General features: G+C 45.9%; 15 protein-coding genes, 1 other RNA gene and 1 riboswitch. All 16 genes read right to left on the bottom strand.

Annotated elements, in window-relative coordinates:
* Positions 1-13: 13 nt before the first annotated feature.
* The 16 genes from NST84_RS00975 to NST84_RS00900 all read right to left on the bottom strand — a co-directional run bounded on the left by NST84_RS00975 (position 14) and on the right by NST84_RS00900 (position 22,503).
* Positions 14-820, bottom strand: coding sequence for a Nif3-like dinuclear metal center hexameric protein (locus NST84_RS00975; protein ID WP_342563817.1), 807 nt, complete (start codon positions 818-820; stop codon positions 14-16).
* Positions 821-860: 40 nt separating this feature from the next.
* Entirely contained in the window at positions 861-1,760 is a 900-nt protein-coding gene (locus NST84_RS00970) for a carbohydrate ABC transporter permease (RefSeq protein ID WP_342563816.1), read from the bottom strand.
* Between the two features lie 12 nt (positions 1,761-1,772).
* Entirely contained in the window at positions 1,773-2,696 is a 924-nt protein-coding gene (locus NST84_RS00965; protein ID WP_342563815.1) for an ABC transporter permease subunit, read from the bottom strand.
* Positions 2,697-2,766: 70 nt separating this feature from the next.
* Complete coding sequence (locus NST84_RS00960) at positions 2,767-4,272, bottom strand: ABC transporter substrate-binding protein (RefSeq protein WP_342563814.1); 1,506 nt, start codon at positions 4,270-4,272, stop codon at positions 2,767-2,769.
* Between the two features lie 126 nt (positions 4,273-4,398).
* A complete protein-coding gene (locus tag NST84_RS00955; protein WP_342563813.1) occupies positions 4,399-5,991 on the bottom strand; it encodes a helix-turn-helix domain-containing protein in 1,593 nt (530 codons plus the stop codon).
* Complete coding sequence (locus NST84_RS00950; protein ID WP_342563812.1) at positions 5,988-7,712, bottom strand: histidine kinase; 1,725 nt, start codon at positions 7,710-7,712, stop codon at positions 5,988-5,990. The genes NST84_RS00955 and NST84_RS00950 overlap by 4 nt, the downstream gene beginning before the upstream one ends.
* Positions 7,713-7,882: 170 nt before the next feature.
* Positions 7,883-10,753, bottom strand: a complete 2,871-nt coding sequence (locus NST84_RS00945; protein WP_342563811.1) for an EAL domain-containing protein — start codon at positions 10,751-10,753, stop codon at positions 7,883-7,885.
* Between the two features lie 71 nt (positions 10,754-10,824).
* A riboswitch (cyclic di-GMP riboswitch) is annotated at positions 10,825-10,920 on the bottom strand.
* A gap of 560 nt (positions 10,921-11,480) precedes the next feature.
* Positions 11,481-12,296 (bottom strand): Rpn family recombination-promoting nuclease/putative transposase, encoded by an 816-nt coding sequence (locus tag NST84_RS00940; protein WP_342563810.1) that lies wholly within the window; start codon positions 12,294-12,296, stop codon positions 11,481-11,483.
* 116 nt (positions 12,297-12,412) lie between these two features.
* Positions 12,413-12,777: a transfer-messenger RNA gene (gene ssrA, locus NST84_RS00935) on the bottom strand.
* 198 nt (positions 12,778-12,975) lie between these two features.
* The gene (gene smpB, locus NST84_RS00930; protein WP_342563809.1) at positions 12,976-13,455 is read right to left on the bottom strand and encodes an SsrA-binding protein SmpB; all 480 of its coding nucleotides are present in this window, start codon (positions 13,453-13,455) and stop codon (positions 12,976-12,978) included.
* Between the two features lie 686 nt (positions 13,456-14,141).
* On the bottom strand, positions 14,142-16,988 hold the full coding sequence (gene rnr / locus NST84_RS00925; RefSeq protein ID WP_342563808.1) for a ribonuclease R: 2,847 nt from the start codon (positions 16,986-16,988) through the stop codon (positions 14,142-14,144).
* Between the two features lie 245 nt (positions 16,989-17,233).
* Complete coding sequence (gene secG / locus NST84_RS00920; protein ID WP_342563807.1) at positions 17,234-17,467, bottom strand: preprotein translocase subunit SecG; 234 nt, start codon at positions 17,465-17,467, stop codon at positions 17,234-17,236.
* A 177-nt stretch (positions 17,468-17,644) separates the two neighbouring features.
* Complete coding sequence (eno, locus tag NST84_RS00915) at positions 17,645-18,931, bottom strand: phosphopyruvate hydratase (protein WP_342563806.1); 1,287 nt, start codon at positions 18,929-18,931, stop codon at positions 17,645-17,647.
* A 59-nt stretch (positions 18,932-18,990) separates the two neighbouring features.
* Entirely contained in the window at positions 18,991-20,535 is a 1,545-nt protein-coding gene (gpmI, locus tag NST84_RS00910) for a 2,3-bisphosphoglycerate-independent phosphoglycerate mutase (protein ID WP_342563805.1), read from the bottom strand.
* A gap of 2 nt (positions 20,536-20,537) precedes the next feature.
* The gene (gene tpiA, locus NST84_RS00905) at positions 20,538-21,293 is read right to left on the bottom strand and encodes a triose-phosphate isomerase (RefSeq protein ID WP_342563804.1); all 756 of its coding nucleotides are present in this window, start codon (positions 21,291-21,293) and stop codon (positions 20,538-20,540) included.
* Between the two features lie 28 nt (positions 21,294-21,321).
* A complete protein-coding gene (locus tag NST84_RS00900) occupies positions 21,322-22,503 on the bottom strand; it encodes a phosphoglycerate kinase (protein WP_342563803.1) in 1,182 nt (393 codons plus the stop codon).
* Positions 22,504-22,533 lie beyond the last annotated feature (30 nt).

The following is a 22,533-nucleotide window of genomic DNA, read 5'->3' as shown; positions in this document are numbered from 1 at the left end:
ACCCGCCTTTTTTCTACAAGTAAATAAACGGTTCTTTCGTATCTACAAAGTGAACAGGAATGCTGCTCAGCATCGGTGTCAGCCATTCAGCCATGTATTTCATTCCTGCCTCTTCACTGCGCTCATGCCCCAGAACAATCATCGCCTTGTTCATGCCGAGGGCTGCAGCATCACGGACGTAGGGGCATAGTGTCCACTCGATAATGTCGCCGCACACTAATACATCAAGATTCTGTTCTCTCATCAGAATCATTGGCATCTCTTCCGTGCCCAGACCCAGACTTCCACCACCCACCAAAATCCCAACTCTTCTGCACCTTGTATCCGGTGAACCAACAATTTGAATAACATCCATGTTAAGCTTTTCCTTAAACATGGCGCTCAATTGTTTTAAGGACATCTCTGGAATTTGGTAACAATAAGGGAACTTCTGATCTTTTACTAAGTACGGTTCCCAGCCGATTTCCTTCATCAACCCGTCATAAATCAGGTCCGTAGGTGCTGCATGCATATGGTCATGGAAACGCCAAATTGCAATACCATGGTCATCAAGCAGCTTCTTTTTCTGCTCATATACAGGGTCGTTATTCAGCCAATCGGTTGTATCGCGGCCGGTGTAATAAGTGGGCTCATGCGTAATAATGAAGTTGGCACCGCGTTCAATAGCTTGATTAATGACATCTACGGTAGCCATAAACGTTGTTGCAATTCCGGTAACTTCTGTATCAAAGCTTCCGCTCATAAGCTGGTCGCAGGTGTGCTCAAACTTAATTCCGCCAAACCGATCCAATATAGTATCAATAACCTGCTGGACTTTCATAAAAATCCCTCTCCCCCGGTTCAATGTTCTGAAGTGTTTTTTATCCCTTGACAGCCCCGACAACTACACCTTTGATAAAATATTTCTGCATGAATGGGAAGATGATCACAATTGGAAGCACTCCAATTACAGCAAGCGCCATCCGCACTGAATTGCTTGGAAGTTGTACGGCTCCTGAGCCAAGAGCAGAGCCGGCAGCTCCTGATTTCAGGAATTGAATGTTATCCATCATTCTTACAAGTAAATTTTGAATGCCGAAGAGCTGCGGTTGGGTAATATAGTACAGGCCGTTGATCCAATCATTCCAATACGCAAGACCTGTGAATATCCCTATGGTCGCTATGGCTGGCACAGATAGAGGGAGGATTATTCTGAAGAAAATCTTCAGCTCTTTCGCTCCGTCGATTTGGGCCGATTCAATCAAGGCGCCCGGTATATTGTTCCGATAATAATTTGTCATTAGAAAGACATTGAAGGCATTCATTAGATAGTTAGGTAGAACCAAGGCTAGAATGGTGTTCTTGATATGGAATATTCTTGTCCACATAATATATGCAGGCGCAATCCCCCCACTAAACAGCATCGTGAAAAGAACAAGAAATGCAATGATGCGGCCATATTTAAAATCACTTCTTGATATCGGATACGCCAACATAGCCGTAATCAATACGCCCAAGAGGGTACCTGCTGCCGTGACTAAAATGGAAATGCCGTAAGCTCTTAAAATGGTTTTGAAATCTCCTAAAAGATACGAGTAAGCGTCAAGACTCAAAGCTTTCGGGAAAAAGCTGTATCCATTTGAAATGAGAGAATTCTCTTGGGTAATCGAAGCAATAAATATTAATAAAATGGGTGCGATACTAAGTAACACAAGAAGAACAATGACTGCTTCAGCAAATATAGCGAACCCTTTCTCTCCCCGGGTTTTTAGTTCTGTCATTTATTCTGCCTCCTAAAACAATGAGTTGTCTGAATCGATTTTTCTTACAATCCCGTTTGCTACCATTACTAACATAAAACCGATCAGGGATTGATATAATCCAGAGGCAGCTGCCATTCCTGTGTCGTTCAACTGCATCATAGCTCGATATACGAAGGTATCTATGGTCTGAGTTGTACTGTAAAGTGCCCCAGAGTTCATGGGTACCTGATAAAACAACCCAAAATCAGAATTCATTATTCTTCCAACAGCTAACAACGTCATAATAATGATCGTCGGCTTTAGCAAGGGGATGGTGATTTCCTTGATTTGTCTTATTTTTCCTGCCCCGTCTATTTTCGCCGCTTCATATATACTCTTATCCATACCGGCAATGCTAGCCATATATACAATGGAAGAGTAACCCGCGGTTTTCCAGATATAGACCAGTATTAAAATAAGTGGCCAATACTTGGCTTCTGAATACCAGGAGATTTCAGGAAATCCGAATAATTGCAGAATGCTCTTATTCATAAGCCCGGAATCTGAATTCAGAAATGAGAACGCAATATACGATACGACTACCATGGAAATTACACTCGGAAGTATCAGTGCATTTTGATATAATTTAGAAAATACCTTTTTGGTTAATTCTGTCATCAGCAGTGCTAAGAAAATAGCACAAACCGTCCCGATAACTATAAAAGCCAGATTATAAAGAATTGTATTTCTGGTCATGATCCAGGCATCTTTGGTTTTAAATAAGAATGCAAAGTTCTCAAAGCCAATCCATTCCCCGCCAAAAATCCCTTTTGCAAAATTTTGACTTTTAAAAGCTATAATCACTCCGGCCATCGGAATATAATTATTAATTAACAAGTACGCCAACCCCGGGAGAGTCAGCATCAATAACGACCATGTATTTTTTCTGCTGTTGCGTTTCGCTGTTTTCTCCATATCCATATCCTTCCCAGTGATAAGTGAAGTGAAGATTGATATCTTCACTTCACTTATGTTGGTAATGTATTTAATTTTGGGAGAGCCAGGCATCAAGCTGTTTCTGTTTCTCCGCAACAATTCGGTCCATTCCGGCATCTTTCAGAGCTTTAATAAAGTTAGGAAGCTCTGTATCAGGGTCCAACACGCCGCAGTTCAGGCCGGGCAAGTACTGGTTAATTACATTCAAGACTGAAGAGTATTCTGCTTTAAGACTCGAACTGTCAAAAGTAAATCCAAACGCCTTCGACTTGGCAGACGATTTATTCTCACTATCCATGAGCTTCATATCATCCATACTTTGTCCTTCGAGTGCAAATTGATTAAACATATTTCCTACAATGCCCGAACTAAGCTGAGCTGTATAAGGAACTGAATTTGCGTCGCTGCCGTCAGGAAAGTTCACGTGATCAGCATCGATTTTCTTATAGCTTTCACCTTCGATTCCATAAACGATCAGATTCACAATCTCTTTATCCGAATAGGTTAAATTCAGGAATTTCATGGCAGCTTCGGGATTCGCACTGTTTGCAGAAATTGCCCAGCTAACTGCGTTTACACTGGTTGTCGATAGATAAGGCTGAGCCAGTCGCACCATGTCAACAGGCTTGCCTGTCATGCCGGATATTTGAGCGCCCGATTCCATTCCCGCGTAACTTGCTATATAGGAAAATCCCCGATCAGACGACATCAGTTCGGTAGCCAGCACATTGGATGTAGCAGCATCCTTTTGAATATAGCCTTTATTATACCAATCTCTGGCAATTTTAATTGCCTCTTTAAATTGTTCTGTTTCGTAGAAATTGACCACTTTGGTGCTGTCTCCAACCAAAACTGCAGTCGGTTTGAACATATCATCTGTCAGAAAATCGATGTTATCCAAAGTGTTTAACACGCCGGAAATCCCCTGATTAGCAGGCGCAATGGGAACGATATCCGGATACTTGGCTTTTAGCTTTGCAAACAGAGCATCCAGATCTGCGATACTTGTAATCGTGCTTGGTGAAACTCCAAGCTCTTCCATAATGTCTTTTCTATAAACCAAGTTAGGTGCCAACGCATATCCTTTATATGCAGGAATCGCATAGGTTTTTCCATTGGCTTGGGTTGACTTCAGGAAATCTTCACCTAGTATGCTTTTAGTCTCTTGACCATATTTATCGAGCAAATCGTCTAGCGGCAGGGCCATGTTCTTGGAAATGTACTGATTCAGATCCCCTAAAGTGTGGAAAATGTCCAGTTTTTCGCCACTTGCAATGTCGAGATTGACCTGCTGCGCATAACTCGAAATTGCTAGCGGTTTCAGTTTTACTTTTACATTGATTTTTGGAACCGTAATCTTGTTGATTTCCTCTTCAACATTTTGTGTGCTTTCCGGTATCTTGTTAAAAGTTACGAATGAATATACAATTTCATCCGGCTTACTCTTACTGTCCTCTCCAGATTCCTGGGTATTCCCATTGCTGCATGCTGCCAATAAAGATGCTGAAAGAGCTGTTGCCAACAATACACTTTGAAAACGTTTAGTTCTTCTCATTTACATCCCCCATTTAGTTAATCAAGAACTTCTACAGGTTTATTATAGCTGCCCCTTTGATTTTTCGATTTCAAAAACAAGTGAGACTTTTTCGTTTTTAAGCCATTAAAGAAAGGAGGTGGAATGTTACTCTCCAACCTCCTTGCGGAATATCTGCGGACTGACGCCGGTTATTTTTTTGAACACGGTGGAGAAATACGAGAAGTTATCGAACCCTACTTGAAAGGCAATTTCGCTTATACTGATATCGCTGTTTAGTAGCAGTTCCTTGGCCCTTCCTATTCTGCATTGGTTAATAAAATCCTTGATTACGATCCCGGTTTCGGCTTTGAACAACTTTGCAAAATATTCCGGGGTAAGGAAAACGCTTGCAGCTACGTCGTTTCTTGTAATATCCTCCATGTAATGTTCATAGATAAACTGTTTTGCTTTATCAATAATGCTCTCCGATTTTTTAACTTCCTCCACATAATCAATTGTTCTTGTAGAAATAAAATGCACCCATTTCATCATGTCAAACACAGAGTTATTGGCACTATGGTTCAACTGCTTCGATAAAGGATCCGAGAACAATCGGTGAGCCTGTATCCCTTTAGTATATAAAAATGCATATACAATCTGCATAAAATCCTGATGAATGGAATACATCGTCGAGGCATCCAGACTATTCTTAGCGACCAGCAGCTCCAGATCATTCTTAATTAAATTTACAATTTTCAGTTTTTCGCCCTTTTCAAACATTTCTCTGAGGGTACCAATATCAGGAGCATACTGTCCTGTAAAGTTGAGAAGATCTGTATCTCCCTCGAAAAACACCTTGCTTCGCAAGATAAAATTATTCTGATCCACTTCCTCCAGCTTTCTTCGACTCTCAGCCAGTGTCTTAAGTTTGCCTGTGCCTGAAATATAGCACGCAACCATGCGTCTCAGATATTTTTTGCAGGTGTTGATAAATGCCTCGCATCGTTCTTTTATCTGTTGGTCTGTCACCACTCCACTTACAATAATGCTCACATAATAGTTTCTGTCTGTCACATAGAAAATTACATTTTCAAGCCCCAATTCCTCAAGGATCACTTCCGAAGATATCTTGGTCAAAATATATTCGAAGCTTGAATCATCCCATGAGGTGCCTTGATTCTCAGATTTAATCACACTCACCAAGACCAAACGGTAATGTCCCTTCAAGTCAATCGATAGGTTTCTCTTTGTAGCTTCATATTCTATCACAGACGGTTCGGGTGTAATTTTATTAAAGAGAAGATCCCTCCAGAAGTTTTCCAATATTAATCTTTTATTATTCAGCCAGTATTGGCCATATTCGCTATAACGGTGAAGCTCATTTTTTAAGTTTATCTTTTCAGCAGCTTTTAAAACGGCTATTTTAATTTTCTCAATATTTAACGGTTTAGTAAGATATCCAATCGCAGTATATTCCAGCGCCAATGAAACAAAATGAAAATTCTCGTGATTCGTTAGGAAGATAAACTCACTGGTGTAATGCTCTGAACGAACCCACTTCAATAACTCCAGCCCTGATTCCTTTGGCATTTCAATATCACATAATACAATATCGGGTGTATCCTCTTCAAAAATCTTCTTTGCCCCGGCAGCATTATGGACCATAACCGTCTCATGGATTCCCAACTCTTTCCAATCTATAGAGTCACGCACCACCTCTGCTGTAAGCAGGTCGTCTTCAACAATAAGCAGCTTCAAAGCTGATCCTCCTTATCTATGGGAATAATGAACTCAACTCGTCCTCCCAGTGATTCCACATTGGATATTCTTAAAAGGCTACTGTTGCCGTATAGCAAGGCTAACGTTCTTTTGATGTTCGAAATTCCAATTCTATACCCGTCCATGGAGCTAACCCCATCAGACTTGTTGACTTTCTCCAAGATTTCATCAGGAAAACCCTCCCCGCTATCCTCGATCACTATCCTCATCGCTTCTTTACCCTCATCGGTAATCCGTTTTATCTGGATGAAGAGCGAGAGAGGCTCATCCAATGTCATAGCATGTTTAAAGGAGTTTTCAATAAAGGTGTGTATGATAAACTGCGGAATCTGCTTCTGCATAAGGGATGGTTCTATATCAAACACATAAAATACACTGTCGGGAAAACGGATTTCCTGCATATAAAAAAAGTTTTTTATATACTCTATCTCTTCGCTGACCGTTACTTTATTTAGGCCTCCCTTGAACATATACCTGAGATGATTAGATAAGGCATCGATAAATGCTCGGATATCCTCATTTTTATCTTTGAAAGTCAGACTGTGTATGGTTGTAAGCGCATTTAAGAAGAAGTGAGGCCTGATCTGCATTTGCAGGTACTTTAACTCGGCCTTTTGCAGTTCGATCTTTCGCTCATATTGACTTATCTTCAGATTTTTAATTTCTGTCACCATTGAATTAAACGAATGATTTAGGGTCCGAAATTCCAGAGAACTCCCTTCTTCCGCTACCTGATAATCCAGATTACCTTGTTCAAGTCTTTTGGTACCTACTACAAGCGCCTTTATCGGTACTATGATTTCCTTTCTTAAATAAAAGATGACAAAGGGCATTATAATTAGGGATATAATACCCAGAAACGCGATGATCCACTGAATATATCCAAGACCCAGCAATATACTTTTTTCCTTAATGATTGTCGAGAGTCTTGTAGTACTCGTCTCCTGTTCTGTCGACACCATAATGTATTTATCGTATAACTTGCTGACCTCGCTCCCCCCATTTGGTAAAGGGTAAGCGATCCCGGATAGCCCCCCATTCGCCGCTGTGTATAAAGGATTCCCCGCCAAATCAGTTAAAACAACAAGCTGATCTGAATTAAACTCCATGACATTTACAAATGACATCAATGTATCTGCTTTGACCAAAGAAACAATGATCGTGCCTGAGAAATTATATCCTTTATAAAAAAACATCTGGTCATTGATCCATACGTTAAACCATTTATCATGAAGGGCGTACTCCCGCTGTGCCAGAACGGTTCGGATCATATCCGATACGGCTACCTTTTCCAGGGTTGACACTCTGCTGCTACTGCTTAATATTAGGCTGTCGAACGGTTTGTTATACACGGCCAGGGTATCGGTTATTGTGCTTAAACTGATTCGTTCCGTCAAAATGTCCGACAATTTCACCGCCGCAAAGTATCTTTTAGATTCGCTGCCACTGTTCAATTCGGAAAAGGCATTTACGTTTAATGCTGCATCATTCAGATCCTTCAGCGCATTATTTAAGGAATAATTGATATCGCGATTATAAGTCTTCATTTCGTTCATAGCTGAATTGACCGTATTTGTCCTTATAACGCGTAAGGAGAAAAGATTACTGGTAATGATGACTGAAAAAAGAACAATCATCACCACAGACGTTCCCGCAGTAATTTTAAATACTAGAGAATTTCTATACACAATCGTGTTCACCTCATATTAATCCTTGTATTTCGACACGAAACTAACTATAGTTTACATTTGCTTAATAGTAAATCAAGTACTGCATCCTGATTCACAATATCATACTGGGCCTACCAGAAAAAAGCCATCACCCAGAATACTGGCTAATGACTTTTTCACTTACTCCATATGGAGCTCCCTTATAAGAAATTCCTTACCTCTTCACATTGTACTGGCTTGCTTATTAAATATCCCTGGACATCATCACACTCCAATTCACGCAGCAAGTTCAATTGATCCTCCGTTTCGACGCCTTCCGCGACCACTTTTAAACCGATGCTATGTGCGATGAAAATGATAGCTTTCACAATGGACACATCATTTGATTGGCTCTGAATGTTACGAACGAAGGACTGATCAATTTTAAGGAAATCGATTGGGTAGTTCACAAGATAATTCAATGAAGAATACCCTGTTCCAAAATCATCAATGGAGATCTTAACGCCTAACTTTCTTATCTCCTGTAAAGTGGAGAGTACCTGTTCTTCATTGTTCATACTTATATTTTCAGTAATCTCCAGCTCCAAGTATCGTGGATCAAGCTGGGTCTCATTCAAGATGCCAGAGATGTTCCGAACCAGATCCTTATCCTTGAATTGCCTTACGGATAGATTAACGGAGACACAGACTGGCTTGTAGCCCTCATTCTGCCAAGCTTTATTTTGCGAACAGGCTGTCCGTAACACCCATTCTCCAATGGGGCTAATCAGACCGCTTTCTTCGGCAATCGGTATAAATTCCGCGGGGCTAATCATACCCTGAACGGGATGGCGCCATCGAATCAGAGCCTCTAGTCCGATAATTTGGCCTGTCTTCAATTCCATCCGGGGCTGATAGAATAGTTCAAACTCATGATTATCTAAAGCTTTATGAAGCATAGTCTCCAAGCTCATTTGGTTTGATAATGACGTATTAAGCTTCCCCTCATAGAAACTGTAACCATTACGCCCTGTCTTTTTAACCATGTACATCGCTTGATCTGCATTCTTAATAAGTTCCATCTCACTGTCTCCATCCCTTGGAAAGAGGCTGATACCGATACTTGGTGTGGTATAGACCTCATGATCACTTAGCGAAATGGGTATCTTAAATGCCGCAAGAACAGCTTGGGCGATTTGTTCCGATTGTTCGCGGGTCATGTTGGGAAGTAAGGCGATGAATTCATCTCCACCCATTCTTGAGAGGATCGCATCCTGACCAAGACATTCTTGAACCCTCACAACTACCAGCTTTAATAACTGATCGCCACTTGTATGACCGAACGTATCATTTACCATCTTAAATCGATCTAGATCGATGAATAGAACTGCGGCTGTGTGACCATAGTCGCCGGCTTCCTCCAAGTAAGCTTGTAATCGTTGATTAAAGTAGACTCTATTGGGTAAACCGGTCAAGCTGTCGTAATAGGCGAGGAGTTGAATCTCAGCAAACATGCTTTGAAGTCTCGCGGCCGTATCCCTGCTGTTAGATATAAGCGTATTAATTTCTTGTATAAAGCTTCCTTTCCAGTTCACGATCTGGTTCTTGGCTATTTTCTCAGGTAAATTGGTGGTTGTGTAGGTCAAAAGCTTAATCGGTCGAACAATGATTCCACTGATTACATTAGAAATAAAAATAAATATCAATCCACAGGCCAATAAAATACTGAATATTTTTATGTAGTAGCTATATAAGCGGTCGCGATAGGGGGCAATCGGTGTCTCGACAATAATACTCCAATCACCCATTTGCGGAATTGTCATGATCTTGAAATAGGAGGATTCTCCCCATCTTCTCATTGGATTTCTGACAGCATCCGGGAACCAATAATACAAACCATCAATTATTTCACTTACTTCGCCCCCTTCTGCCCAGTTATACAGGTTCATAACGGCTAGTTCATCACGAGTACTCGCAATAACCTTGTCATGCCTATCTACGATTGTGATATTCATTAGTCTATTATTCGCCAGCTTTTTTAACTCTGTTGTAACATAGTTAAGATTTAGAGCGCCTACGGCCACCCCTGTAAATTCGCCGCTAATCATAATAGGGGAGCCTACAACCACAATGGGCTCGTTAACGCCGCCTCTTCCAAGAAACACATCGGAAACAACGGATTGGTGTTTTTCTTTCATATATTCAAAGTAAGGCCGATCCGAGAAGCTTAAGCCAATCGTTGACTCTCCTTTGTCATTCAGTAATGGAGAGAACAGCTTTGTAACTCCGTTACGATCAGCAATGTATGATGTAATAAAATCGGGATATGACGCCAGTAGATAAGCCACATGGCGCTGCAAGGAATCCATCTTTTCCATCCTATTCTCAGCCGCCGCCATCGATAAAGTATTCACTGCGGCAACATGAACTTTTCCCCACTCTGTGAGATCATCGCAGATGATAGCCGAATCTCGTTCAGTCTCTGACTTTATTTTTTCATTCATGTTGTGATACTGTTCATGGCCGATCATCACCGTCACCAGAAGCAAAGTTATAAAGGTAAGTGTGACAAATATGTTGAAAAGCACATCATGAAGAGAGCTCGACATTTTGCGTTTTTGGAATGACGGCCATTTAATAAGAGGCAGATAAGTAAAGATTAAACTGGAAATTAATACATTTAAAATACCATTTACGGCATCCTTAAGCACAACCAGCAGGGAAGCGGTAAAATTCATATCCAGGGCATAACGATAGAATACCCATATGAGGGGCATCCCTAAAATCATCCAATATAGGCTATCAATAAGAACAATCCTTTTCCCTCTGTAGAAGACGCCGACAAATAAAGTTTCCAGCACAAAAACAAACATAGCGTAAGGATGATTCCAAAGAAACAACGTGTAACCATTTACAATAGCCGATGCCACTAGAGCCCATTTAAGACCATATATCCGCAATATCAAAAAGGTGAATATACTGCCGAAGATAAAATTGACCCCCAGCAATAGGGATAGGTTGAGCATATTACCTAGTAGTCCAAAAACAATCAGAGCTATGATAAATACAATCGACTTATTAGATTTACTCACTGTTCCCCCACCTTATGAATCAGGCCCATTGCAACAAAAAACCTCTCCCGAAAAGGAGAGGTTTCCTTGCCTTCGGTAACTGGCTGGCATAACATATCTGAATTGGAAATGTGATAGCCCCTGTAGTTTTGCGACCCCGTTTTTCAACGAGTGTGCCCTATTATTATTGAGATTATCTGAAAGACAATACATTATTCGACATTAATCTACAAGCTGACACTAATTATAGTTTATACTACTGGGTGTTACAACCATTTTCTGCATTTCTGAATGGCACCGTTCATATCAACTTATAGCAGGTAGGAGTGCTCAGACTGCAACGATCTCTTCATTGGTCAACATCGAAGGGCGGATGATGGGTATGGAAGGCGAAAACACACGCCGAAGGGGGAGCATATTTATTACGGGTTACGTGGAGGCCAAAGCCACCGGTCTCCGTATAGCCTCAGTGAAACTCATTGTATCTGTTAACAGCATGTCCCGGAAACCGCGTCATTATAGGATTTTTAACCGCCACGTATAATCCAAAACAGCCGCAAAAACGAAAAAGACACCTTTAAAGGTGTCTTTCACTTTACTCCATATGGAGCCGAGGGGAGTCGAACCCCTGTCCGAAGATAACGGCACATAAGTTTCTACGAGTGTAGTCACGGATTTGATGTCACCCTAGAAGCTCCCCATCTGAATTGACTTGGCAAAGAAGTATAAGGTGAGGCATAATTAGTAATTACTTTCTCAAAGCATTGATCTCTTGCTCTGTTAATCCAGTCGCCTTAGCAATCGTTGTTATGTCCAGATTCATGGCAAGCATATTTTTAGCCACTTTTTTTATACCTGCTAGTTCTGCACTTCCCAGCATAGAAGCCTCATCATGCAAATACTTCTGTCTGGCCTCATACAATCGTCTAGCCTCTGAATCCTGACTCAAATATTGCAAGGTGTCCATTGCCTTCTCCAATCCTGGCTCATTCATCTTCAGCACCTCCCATTGTGATGTATCGGCACCTTTCAGAAACAACAGCCAATTGATCAATCCGCCTTCAGACGGAACTCTATGTTCATCCAGCTTCGGCAACTCCAAGAAATGAACCTCGATGTCATCAATCAAGGATATCCCTGTTCGGTCTTCCCGCAAATGAAATACGTTATGATATTGTTCATTCTTTAATAACGTATAGTTTAAAATGTTGATCGTTACGCATTTCTTCAACTCTGGATACTTGTCTCCCTCACTCAGTTGACTCGCATACCGTTTGCTCCAATAAAAAAGCGTTCGTTTCTCTATATCATACTTATTGAAAAGCTGCATCTCTATATCAATCAGTTTGCCTTCAGAGGTCTTGGCGTAAACATCTAAGATGGACTGTTTGTCGTGGGGATCGTCTTTATCCGTATAAGGATTCATCAGGATGATCTCGGTCAGCGGCGGCTCGCCAGCTTCTGTGAAAATACGGTTAAGGAACGCCAGCAGCACATCCTTATTGTTCTCGCTGCCAAATATCCGTTTGAACACAAAGTCAACACGTGGGTCCAGTAAATCCATCGGCATCAGCTCCATTCTTTAATATTTATTATAACATTTTTCATTTTGAATGGGCTTCGAGGGAGAATACCTAAAACGAAAAAAGACACCCCTAAAGGTGTCTTTCTAAATACTCCATATGGAGCCGAGGGGAGTCGAACCCCTGTCCGAAGATAACGGCACATAAGTTTCTACGAGTGTAGTCACGGATTTGATGTCACCCTAGAAGCCCCCCGTAACCGGGTCCTCTTCGGGTCAGCCTGATTATCTTCTTCTGCTGACCCCAGGCGGAGACCAGACAGCGTATCCCACTACTTGTTAGCCCCTATCCCTGTCACATGGGCGATGCAGGGTAGAAGCACGCACACAGGTTATTAAGCTGCGAAAGCGTAGTTGTTTTGTTGTTTGCCGTTTAATAGGCTTTAGCGTTGATAAAGCGGACGCGTCCCCACTACTCGCTGCTCATGCTCGAACTACCCCCGTCGAATCCAAGAACGGCCCCTCATTAAAAAGGGCGCTTCGGATCAAGCGGATCTTCTAAGCAAGAGAGATCCAATCTGCAGCCTCAAACCTGAGGACTGCCACGAAGCAAAAATCTTACTTACACAGTATAGCACATTTATCAACACTTTAACACGTGGGTTAAAGGAATTGAAGGAGCAATCTGGAATTCTGTCTTCCGGTAACACCCGTCACCAGTTTATCTGGCAACTTTCTGCTTCTCACGCAGTGCACGCTGGATATCACGCTGAGCATCCTTCTTAGCGGCAGTGTCGCGTTTGTCGTATTGCTTCTTACCTTTACCGAGGCCGATCAGCAGCTTGGCATAACCGTTGCGCACATAGATCTTCAGCGGCACTATCGAGTAGCCGTCCTGCTTGGATAAGCCCAGCAGCTTATGGATCTGCACCTTATGCATCAGCAGCTTGCGCGTACGCGTCGGATCATCGGGATTGGAACGGTTACCCTGCTCAAACGGGCTGATGTGCATGTTGTGGATATGAATCTCACCGTTACGGATGGTAGCGAACGCATCACCAATGTTAGCGCGGCCATTACGCAGCGACTTGATCTCTGTACCGGTCAGCACCATACCCGCTTCAAAAGTGTCCTCAATAAAGTAATCATGGGAAGCTTTTTTGTTCTGGGCGAGCACTTTCCCGTCTGCTTTTTTACCCATGAAAGTCACTCCTTGAATCGTATTCCCCGTCAAAACGGAGTTAAGTGTCAGATCTATATTGTATCAAAATGAATCCGGTGAACGCAAGGAAGTACGTTTCCACTGCCAGTTAGTAACGGACTTAACATCGGTTAGTCATTTTGACAACTGTATGTCAGGGAAGCGGGTGAAATGACATGTCTTAGGATGATACTGTCCCCGTTCCACGGTCATTTCCGTATCATTGTACTCGATAAGAGGACATTTCCCCATAAGGTTATTACCCATAGTGTCAGCGAGATAGATCCTAAGCGCTATAAAGTTGTGTATCCCCCAAAAAAACATATGACAGAGCGATCATTGATCTGTGTAATCGACTGGGATTAACCGCAACATGAATACTAGGGCTCGCTTGAAGCATATAACGGACTCAGGAGGCGTTATTTAGCGATTTTCCTGCAGTTTGTTATTCTAACGGACACAGATGACGTTATTTATGCTGAAACGCTGCAATTTTCACACTTTAGTAACACATAAGGTCACTGGAGTCCGCGACAAGCTGCAGGAGGGTAATAAGCAGCGAATAACGGCATCTGAGTCCGTTAGAATCGTTGTGTTGAACTAGCAGCCCCCAGAGCAACAGCCTGGATGCAAGAAAAGCGCCCCAAGCAGCATATACGCTGCTTGAGGCGCCCCTCAGTCTCAGTCTACTCCTGAGACTTCTTCTTCTTTTTCTTGCGGCGCACGGCGTTCTCCGTGTTGCCGCCCCCCGGGCCGCCCGGCGTGACAGCCGGGCTGGTGAAGACGCCGCCTTTTTTCTTGCGGCGGCCCTTGTCCTTGCCGCTGCTGACGCCGCGGCTTTCAGCCCCGCGATCCTCCCGGCTCGTGAACCGGGTGTTCGCGTCAACCCCGCGCAGCTCGCCGCTGCCCGCGCCGCCGCCAAGCGGCGCGCCGTAGCCGCCCTTGCCGGAGCCGAAGCCGAAGCTGATGCCGCGCCCCGCGGCATCGCTTCCGGCCGCTCCGCCGCGGCCTTTGCCGCCGCCGCTGCGCTCACGCGGCGCACCACTGCCGCCCGCTTCGCCGTTCAGGGCGGCAAAAGCACGGCGTGCGGCCTCCGCCGGGCCGCCGCCTCCGCCTGGCGCCGCTTCGCTGCGCGGCGCCGTCTCCCAGGTGCCGGTAGTCACGGCACCGCCTTTGCGCTTGCCGGCAGAGCCAACACCGCCGGCTTTAGCTTTGCCGGAGCCGCCTTTGCCTCCGGCACCGCCTTTACCGGCTGCGCCAGCCTTACCTTTACCGGCTGCACCCGGCTTGCTGAAGCCGCCGCGGTCTTTGCCGCCGCGGCCGCCTTTACCACCGGCGAAGCCGCCGGCTTTGCCGGAGCGCCCGCCGTAGCTGCGGTGCTCGCCTGCTGCACGCGGCTTCATGTCAACCAGCTCGAAGTCGATCGTATGGTCGTCCATGTTCACCTTGGCAACACGAATCTTCACCTCGTCGCCAATGCGGAACACCTTGGAGGTGCGCTCCCCGATGAGCGCCATATGGGCTTCGTCGAAGTGGTAATAATCGTCTGTCAGAGCGCTGAGACGGATCAGGCCTTCGACTGTATTTTCAAGCTCGATGAACATTCCGAAGCTGGTCACACTGCTGACCATCGCATCGAATTCCTCACCAACCTTATCCTGCATGTATTCAGCTTTCTTCAGCTGCTCAGTGTCACGCTCAGCCTCGACCGCCACACGTTCACGCTCGGAGGACTGCTGGGCAATATCCGGCATACGGGTAGCCAGATACTCATGCCGCTTCTCTGTCAGGGCCCCGCCGTTTTCAAGCACTTCACGCATCACGCGGTGGATGACAAGGTCAGGATAACGGCGGATTGGTGAAGTGAAGTGGGAATAATACTCTGCCGCCAGACCGAAGTGGCCTGTACTTTCGGCATCGTACTTCGCCTGCTTCATTGAGCGCAGCATCATCGTGCTGATAACGGTCTGTTCCTTCGTTCCTTCGATCTGCTCCAGCAGATCCTGCAGGGCACGCGGATGAATAGAGTTACCCCGGCCTTTGACATGGTAGCCGAAGTTAGCGGCAAAAGCCATAAAGTTCTGCAGCTTCTCCTGATCCGGGTCCTCGTGAATCCGGTACAAGAAAGGCACCTTCAGCCAGTGGAAGTGCTCGGCCACTGTTTCATTAGCTGCCAGCATGAATTCCTCGATAATCTGCTCAGCCACGGAGCGCTCGCGCTTTACGATATCGATCGCCTTGCCGGTCTCATCCACAATAATCTTGCTCTCTTCAAAATCAAAATCAACCGCACCGCGCCGCATCCGCGCCCCGCGCAGCTTCATGGCCAGCTCTTTCATCAGACGGAAATCCTCGATCAGCGGGCTGTAACGCTCCAGCAGCTCAGGATCCTCATCCTCAACGATTTTGCGGACATCGGAATAGGTCATTCTCTCCTTGGTCCGGATTACGCTCGTAAAGACATCATGCTTCACGACCTTCATGTGCTCGTTGAACTCCATCTCACAGGACATGGTAAGCCGGTCCACCTTGGGATTAAGACTGCAGATCCCGTTCGACAGCCGGTGCGGCAGCATCGGAATAACCCGGTCTACGAGGTAGACGCTGCATCCCCGGTCATATGCTTCCTTATCCAGCTCAGAGCCTTCGCGCACATAGTAGCCGACGTCAGCAATATGAACGCCCAGCTTGTAGTTACCGTTCTCCAGACGCTGTACATTAACCGCATCATCAAGGTCCTTGGCGTCTGCGCCGTCGATGGTCACGATGTTCAGCCCGCGCAGATCGCGCCGGCCTTGCTGAACAATCTCCTCTTCCGTGATCGAGTCCGGAGCCTGCTCCGCTTCACGCATCACCTCAGCCGGAAAAGCCTCCGGCAGCTGGTGCTTGCGGATTACCGACAGAATATCAACTCCCGGGTCATCCTTATGCCCGAGAATCTCAATAATTTCGCCTTCTGCCGCAGCCCGGCCTTCCGGGTAATTTACGATACGCACAACGACCTTTTCGCCGTCAACCGCACCTCCAAACGACTGCTTCGGAATGAAAATATCCCGGTTAATCCGCTTATCATCGGGCAGCACAAAACCATAAGTCTCCAGGCTCTGAAACACTCCGACAGTCTGCAGCACACCGCGTTTGATGATCCGTTCCACTTCACCTTCCATCCGTCCGCCTGAAGGGCTCTTGGAGGTGATGCGGATAAGTACGATATCGCCGTTCATTGCACCCTTCAGGTCATTGGCATGAATATACACATCAGGATGATCGCGGTCATCAGGAATCAGAAAAGCAAAGCCCTTGGCATGGGCCTGCAGCCGTCCGCGTAAAAGATCCATCCGTTCCGGCACGCCATATCGGCTGTTGCGGGTCAGTACAATCCGCCCGTCCTGTTCCAGCTCTGAGAGTAAGCTCTCAAAGGCTTTGAACGAAGCCCCGTCATCTATTGCAAAGTGGCTGACCAGCTCATCATAAGTCAGCGGTTTATAAGCGGTTTCCCGCATAAAATCAAGTAAGATTTCCTGTGTTATCACTTAAGTCACCTCGGCCCTTTCGCAGCATTCGTTATGCCGCTGGCAAATATGTATGTCTTGTCCTCTTCTGCCTGTCCTGCATCAAGTAAATTTTCCCTCTATATACTTCATACCCTAGTATACACGAAATCAATCCCGGCCATCCCTGTTATGATCAACCCAAGGTTAACGTTAGCTCAAAAATAAAAATAAAAAGCCCCCGCCCCATTCCATTCAGAATAGAGCGAAGGCTAATGTATGCGGGTTTAGTCAACAAAAACGGCAACAACAACCGACATGATGAAGAATCCGGCTGCCAGTCCAACTGTTACACGCTGCAATACGAGTTCCATACCGCGCGCTTTAGTTTTACCGAAGAGATGCTCAGCACCGCCGGAGATGGCACCGGAAAGACCTGCGCTTTTCCCTTTTTGCAGAAGAACGACCGCAATCAGACCGACGGAAAAAATCAGGAGCACAATTTTCAAAAAAATATCCATTCACTTCCACCTCCTACGTCCAAGCATCACTATCTATGGTAATTTAGATTTCACGAGTTTCATAAACAGCATTCTTATTTTATCATAGCCCTAAAGCGAATACAACCTTATCCCTGCGACCATCGCAAAAAAAGCCTGCCGAAACCGGCAGGCTTTTAATACATAGCTCAAAAGGGATTATCTTTTGAGGTTGTAGAAAGATTTCAGGCCGTTGTATTGAGCCAGTTCACCCAGTTCGTCTTCGATGCGAAGCAATTGGTTGTACTTGGCAACGCGGTCAGTACGGGAAGGAGCACCTGTTTTGATCTGGCCAGCGTTAGTAGCAACAGCGATGTCAGCGATTGTGCTGTCTTCGGACTCACCGGAACGGTGGGAGATAACAGCAGTGTAACCAGCACGTTTAGCCATTTCGATAGCATCGAAAGTTTCAGTCAGTGTACCAATCTGGTTAACCTTAACCAGGATGGAGTTACCGATGCCTTTTTCGATACCTGTAGCAAGACGCTCAGTGTTAGTAACGAACAGGTCGTCACCAACCAATTGAACTTTATCGCCCAATTTTTCAGTAAGCAGTTTCCAGCCATCCCAGTCGTCTTCGGACATACCGTCTTCGATTGTGATGATTGGGTATTTCTCAACCCAGGAAGCCAGAAGGTCAACATACTCAGCGGAAGTGTAGGATTTGCCTTCACCAGCAAGTGTGTATTTACCGTCTTTGTAGAACTCAGTGGAAGCTACGTCCATACCAAGGAATACGTCAACACCTGGTTTGTAACCGGCTTTTTCGATCGCTTCGATGATTGTAGTGATTGCTTCTTCGTTCGAACCAAGGTTCGGAGCGAAGCCGCCCTCGTCACCTACAGCTGTGTTCAGGCCTTTGGACTGAAGTACGGACTTCAGGTTGTGGAAGATTTCAGCACCTGTACGAAGAGCTTCTTTGAAGCTTGGAGCGCCTACTGGCAGAACCATGAACTCTTGAACGTCGATGTTGTTGTCAGCATGCTCACCACCGTTGATGATGTTCATCATTGGTACTGGAAGAGTTTTAGCGTTGAATCCGCCCAGGTATACATACAAAGGAATATCCAGAGCTGCTGCAGCTGCACGAGCTACTGCCATGGATACTGCCAGGATTGCGTTAGCGCCCAGCTTGCCTTTGTTAGGAGTTCCGTCCAGAGTGATCATCAGCTTGTCGATGCCCACTTGGTCAAGAGCGTCCATACCGATTACTTCCGGAGCGATAATTTCGTTTACGTTCTCAACAGCTTTCAGAACGCCTTTGCCCAGGTAACGGGATTTGTCGCCGTCACGAAGCTCTACAGCTTCATGAGCGCCAGTGGAAGCGCCGGAAGGAACGATAGCGCGGCCTTTAGCGCCGGATTCCAGATAAACGTCAACCTCTACAGTAGGGTTACCGCGGGAGTCAAGGACTTCGCGTGCATATACATCAGAAATAATAGTCATGTAAAATAGTCTCCTTTAACGATGGTTTTGGTATTAAAAAGCGTTATTTAAGCTCCTGCTTATTTGCGGCTGGCAATCATGGATTGTCCGGTCATTTCCGCAGGCTGCGGAAGTCCCATCAGATCCAGAATTGTCGGTGCTACATCAGCAAGGATACCGGATTCGCGCAGAACAACATTTTCAGTAGTTACGATGAAAGGAACCGGGTTGGTGGTATGAGCGGTGAACGGGCGTCCCTGTTCGTCAAATACCATGTCAGCATTACCGTGGTCAGCAATGATGATCGCAACGCCGCCTTTGGCAACAACTGCATCTACAACTTTACCCACACATTCATCTGTCACTTCAACCGCCTTGATTGTAGGCTCCAGCATGCCGGAGTGGCCTACCATATCAGGGTTAGCAAAGTTCAGGATAATGGCATCCTGTCTGTCTGCTTCGATTTCCGCTACGCAGGCCGCCGCCACTTCGTATGCGCTCATCTCAGGCTGCAGATCATAGGTTGCCACTTTTGGCGAGTTAATCAGGATGCGTGTTTCGCCTGGAAGCTCTTCATCGCGTCCGCCGCTGAAGAAGAAGGTTACGTGCGGGTACTTTTCAGTTTCCGCAATACGCAGCTGCTTCTTGTTATTCTGTACCAGCACTTCACCCAGTGTATTGTCCAGGTTCTTCGGCGAGTAGGCTACATAGCCCTGTACCGTTTCGCTGAACGTAGTCAGGCACACAAAGTGCAGACCCTGCGGGAAGAGCGGTCCACGGTCAAAGCCGCGGAAATCGGAATTCGTAAATACTTGCGACAGCTGGATCGCACGGTCAGGACGGAAGTTCAGGAAGATGACAGAATCGCCGCTTTCCACTACTCCCACCGGCTGATCGTTGCTGTCCACGATTACGCTAGGCTCAACGAATTCATCATAAACGGAATTCTGGTAGGATGCAGTGATAGCCTGCAGAGCGTCAGTATATTTAGGGCCTTCGCCATATACCATAGCACGGTAGGCTTTCTCTACACGTTCCCAGCGTTTGTCACGGTCCATCGCGTAGTAACGTCCGGATACCGTAGCAATTTTACCTACGCCCACTTCTTCGATCTTCGCAACCAGATCCTGAACGAACTTTTGTCCGCTGTCAGGTGCTACATCGCGTCCGTCCATGAAAGCATGGATATACACTTCGTGCATATCTTCCTTCTTGGCCAGATCGAGCATGGCAAACAGGTGGTTAATGTGACTGTGCACGCCGCCGTCGGAAACGAGTGCATACAGGTGAAGCTTTTTGCCGGTGGACTTAGCGCTTCTTACAGCAGCAACCAGCGTTTCGTTCTCGAAGAACTCACCGTCACGGATCGACTTGTCGATACGGGTCAGATCCTGGTATACGATCCGGCCTGCGCCGATGTTAAGGTGACCTACTTCCGAGTTGCCCATTTGTCCTTCAGGCAGACCTACAGCTTCGCCGCAGGCGGTAAGCGTAGTGTTCGGGTATTGCTTCAGGTAACGGTCATAGTTCGGCTTATTGGCTTGGGCAACCGCGTTGCCTTCATCCGTATTCCGCAATCCGAAACCATCCATGATGATCAATGCTACAGGTCTTGGAGCTGACATCCTTACTTCGCCCCCTCAACGAGTGAAACGAAGGAAGCAGGCTGCAGGCTGGCACCGCCGACAAGAGCGCCGTCGATGTCGCTTTGACTCATATACTCCGTTACATTCTCAGGCTTCACACTGCCGCCGTATTGAATACGCACAACTTCAGCTGTTGCTTCATCGTACAGATCTTTTACAAGGGTACGGATATAAGCAATAACTTCGTTAGCATCCTGGGAAGTAGAGGATTTACCAGTACCGATCGCCCAGATTGGCTCATAAGCGATTACAACCTGAGCTGCCTGTTCAGCACTCAGACCGGCAAATGCACCTTCAGTTTGTACTTTGCAAACTTCCTTAGTCTGGTCAGCTTCGCGCTCTTCGAGCTTTTCACCGACACATACGATAGGAGTGATGCCGTGGCGGAATGCCGCGTGCATTTTTTTGTTCACAATTTCATCCGTTTCGCCGAAATAAGCGCGGCGCTCGGAGTGGCCGATGATAACGTAGTCTACACCAAGGTCTTTCAGCATAACGCCGCTGATTTCGCCTGTGTAAGCCCCGTTGTCTTCGAAGTGCAGGTTCTGTGCACCGATTTTGATAGTTGTACCTTTAACTGCTGCTACCAGAGCAGGCAGGTTAGTAAAAGGAGCGCAAATTACAGTTTCCACGCCTTCCACTTCTGCTGCGCCCTTAACTTCAGCGATAAAGCCTTCAGCTTCCGGAACAGTTTTGAACATTTTCCAGTTGCCTGCAATAATAGGTGTTCTGCTCATAATCTTGTATTGCCTCCTTCTGTGCCTCTTACTTGTCGTTCAGTGCTTCTACGCCAGGAAGTGCCTTACCTTCCATGAACTCCAGGGATGCGCCGCCGCCAGTGGAGATGTGATCCATTTGGTCAGCCAGGTGGAATTTTTCTGCTGCAGCTGCGGAATCACCGCCGCCGATCACAGTGTAGCCTTCAGTTGTTGCGCAAGCCTGCGCTACAGCCTTGGTTCCTTCAGCAAAGATATCGATTTCGAATACGCCCATAGGTCCGTTCCAAACAACCAGCTTGGAATCTTTGATGATATTGGCGTAGAGTTCACGGGTTTTAGGACCGATGTCCAGACCTTCCCAGTCAGCAGGAATGTCAGTTACATCTACAATTTTGGTGTTGGCATCTGCACCGAACTTGTCAGCGACAACAATGTCAACAGGAAGCAGGAAGTTTTTGCCCAGCTTTTTAGCTTTCTCAATGAATCCCAGTGCAACATCGATTTTATCGTTGTCTACCAGCGATTTACCGATTTCATAGCCTTGAGCTTTGGTGAATGTATAAGAAAGGCCGCCGCCGATCAGTACATTGTCAGCCAGGTTCAAGAGGTTGTCGATAACGTCAATTTTGTCCTTCACTTTGGATCCGCCAATGATGGCAGTGAAAGGACGCTCAGGGTTCGAGAGAGCTTTGCCCAGTACGGACAATTCCTTCTCCATCAGAAGACCGGATACAGCCGGCAGGAAGTGAGCGATACCTTCAGTAGAAGCATGGGCACGGTGAGCCGCGCCGAACGCGTCATTAACGAACAGGTCAGCCAGTTCAGCGAACTGCTTAGCCAGTTCAGGATCGTTCTTTTCTTCGCCCGGATAGAAACGGACATTCTCAAGCACGAGCACATCGCCGTCGTTCAGCTCAGCGATCTGCGCTTTAACAGCTTCGCCGATAGCTTCATCAGCTTTGGCTACCGGTTTGCCGAGCAGCTCGGACAAACGCTCTGCAGCAACGGTAAGACGCATAGAATCAACGAATTGGCCTTTTGGACGGCCCATGTGGCTCGCCAGAATGACCTTTGCACCGTTTTCGATCAGGTACTTAATCGTTGGAAGGGTTTCGCGGATACGGGTATCATCAGTGATCTTACCGTCTTCCACCGGAACGTTGAAATCGACGCGCACGAATACGCGTTTGCCTGCTACTTCTACATCACGGACGCTTTTTTTGTTCATGATTAGTCTTCCTCCACACCCAAATTTAGA

This window comes from Paenibacillus sp. FSL R7-0345 (genome assembly GCF_038595055.1).
Classification (GTDB): Bacteria; Bacillota; Bacilli; order Paenibacillales; family Paenibacillaceae; genus Paenibacillus_AQ.
This window is presented reverse-complemented; position numbering and strand designations above follow the sequence as displayed.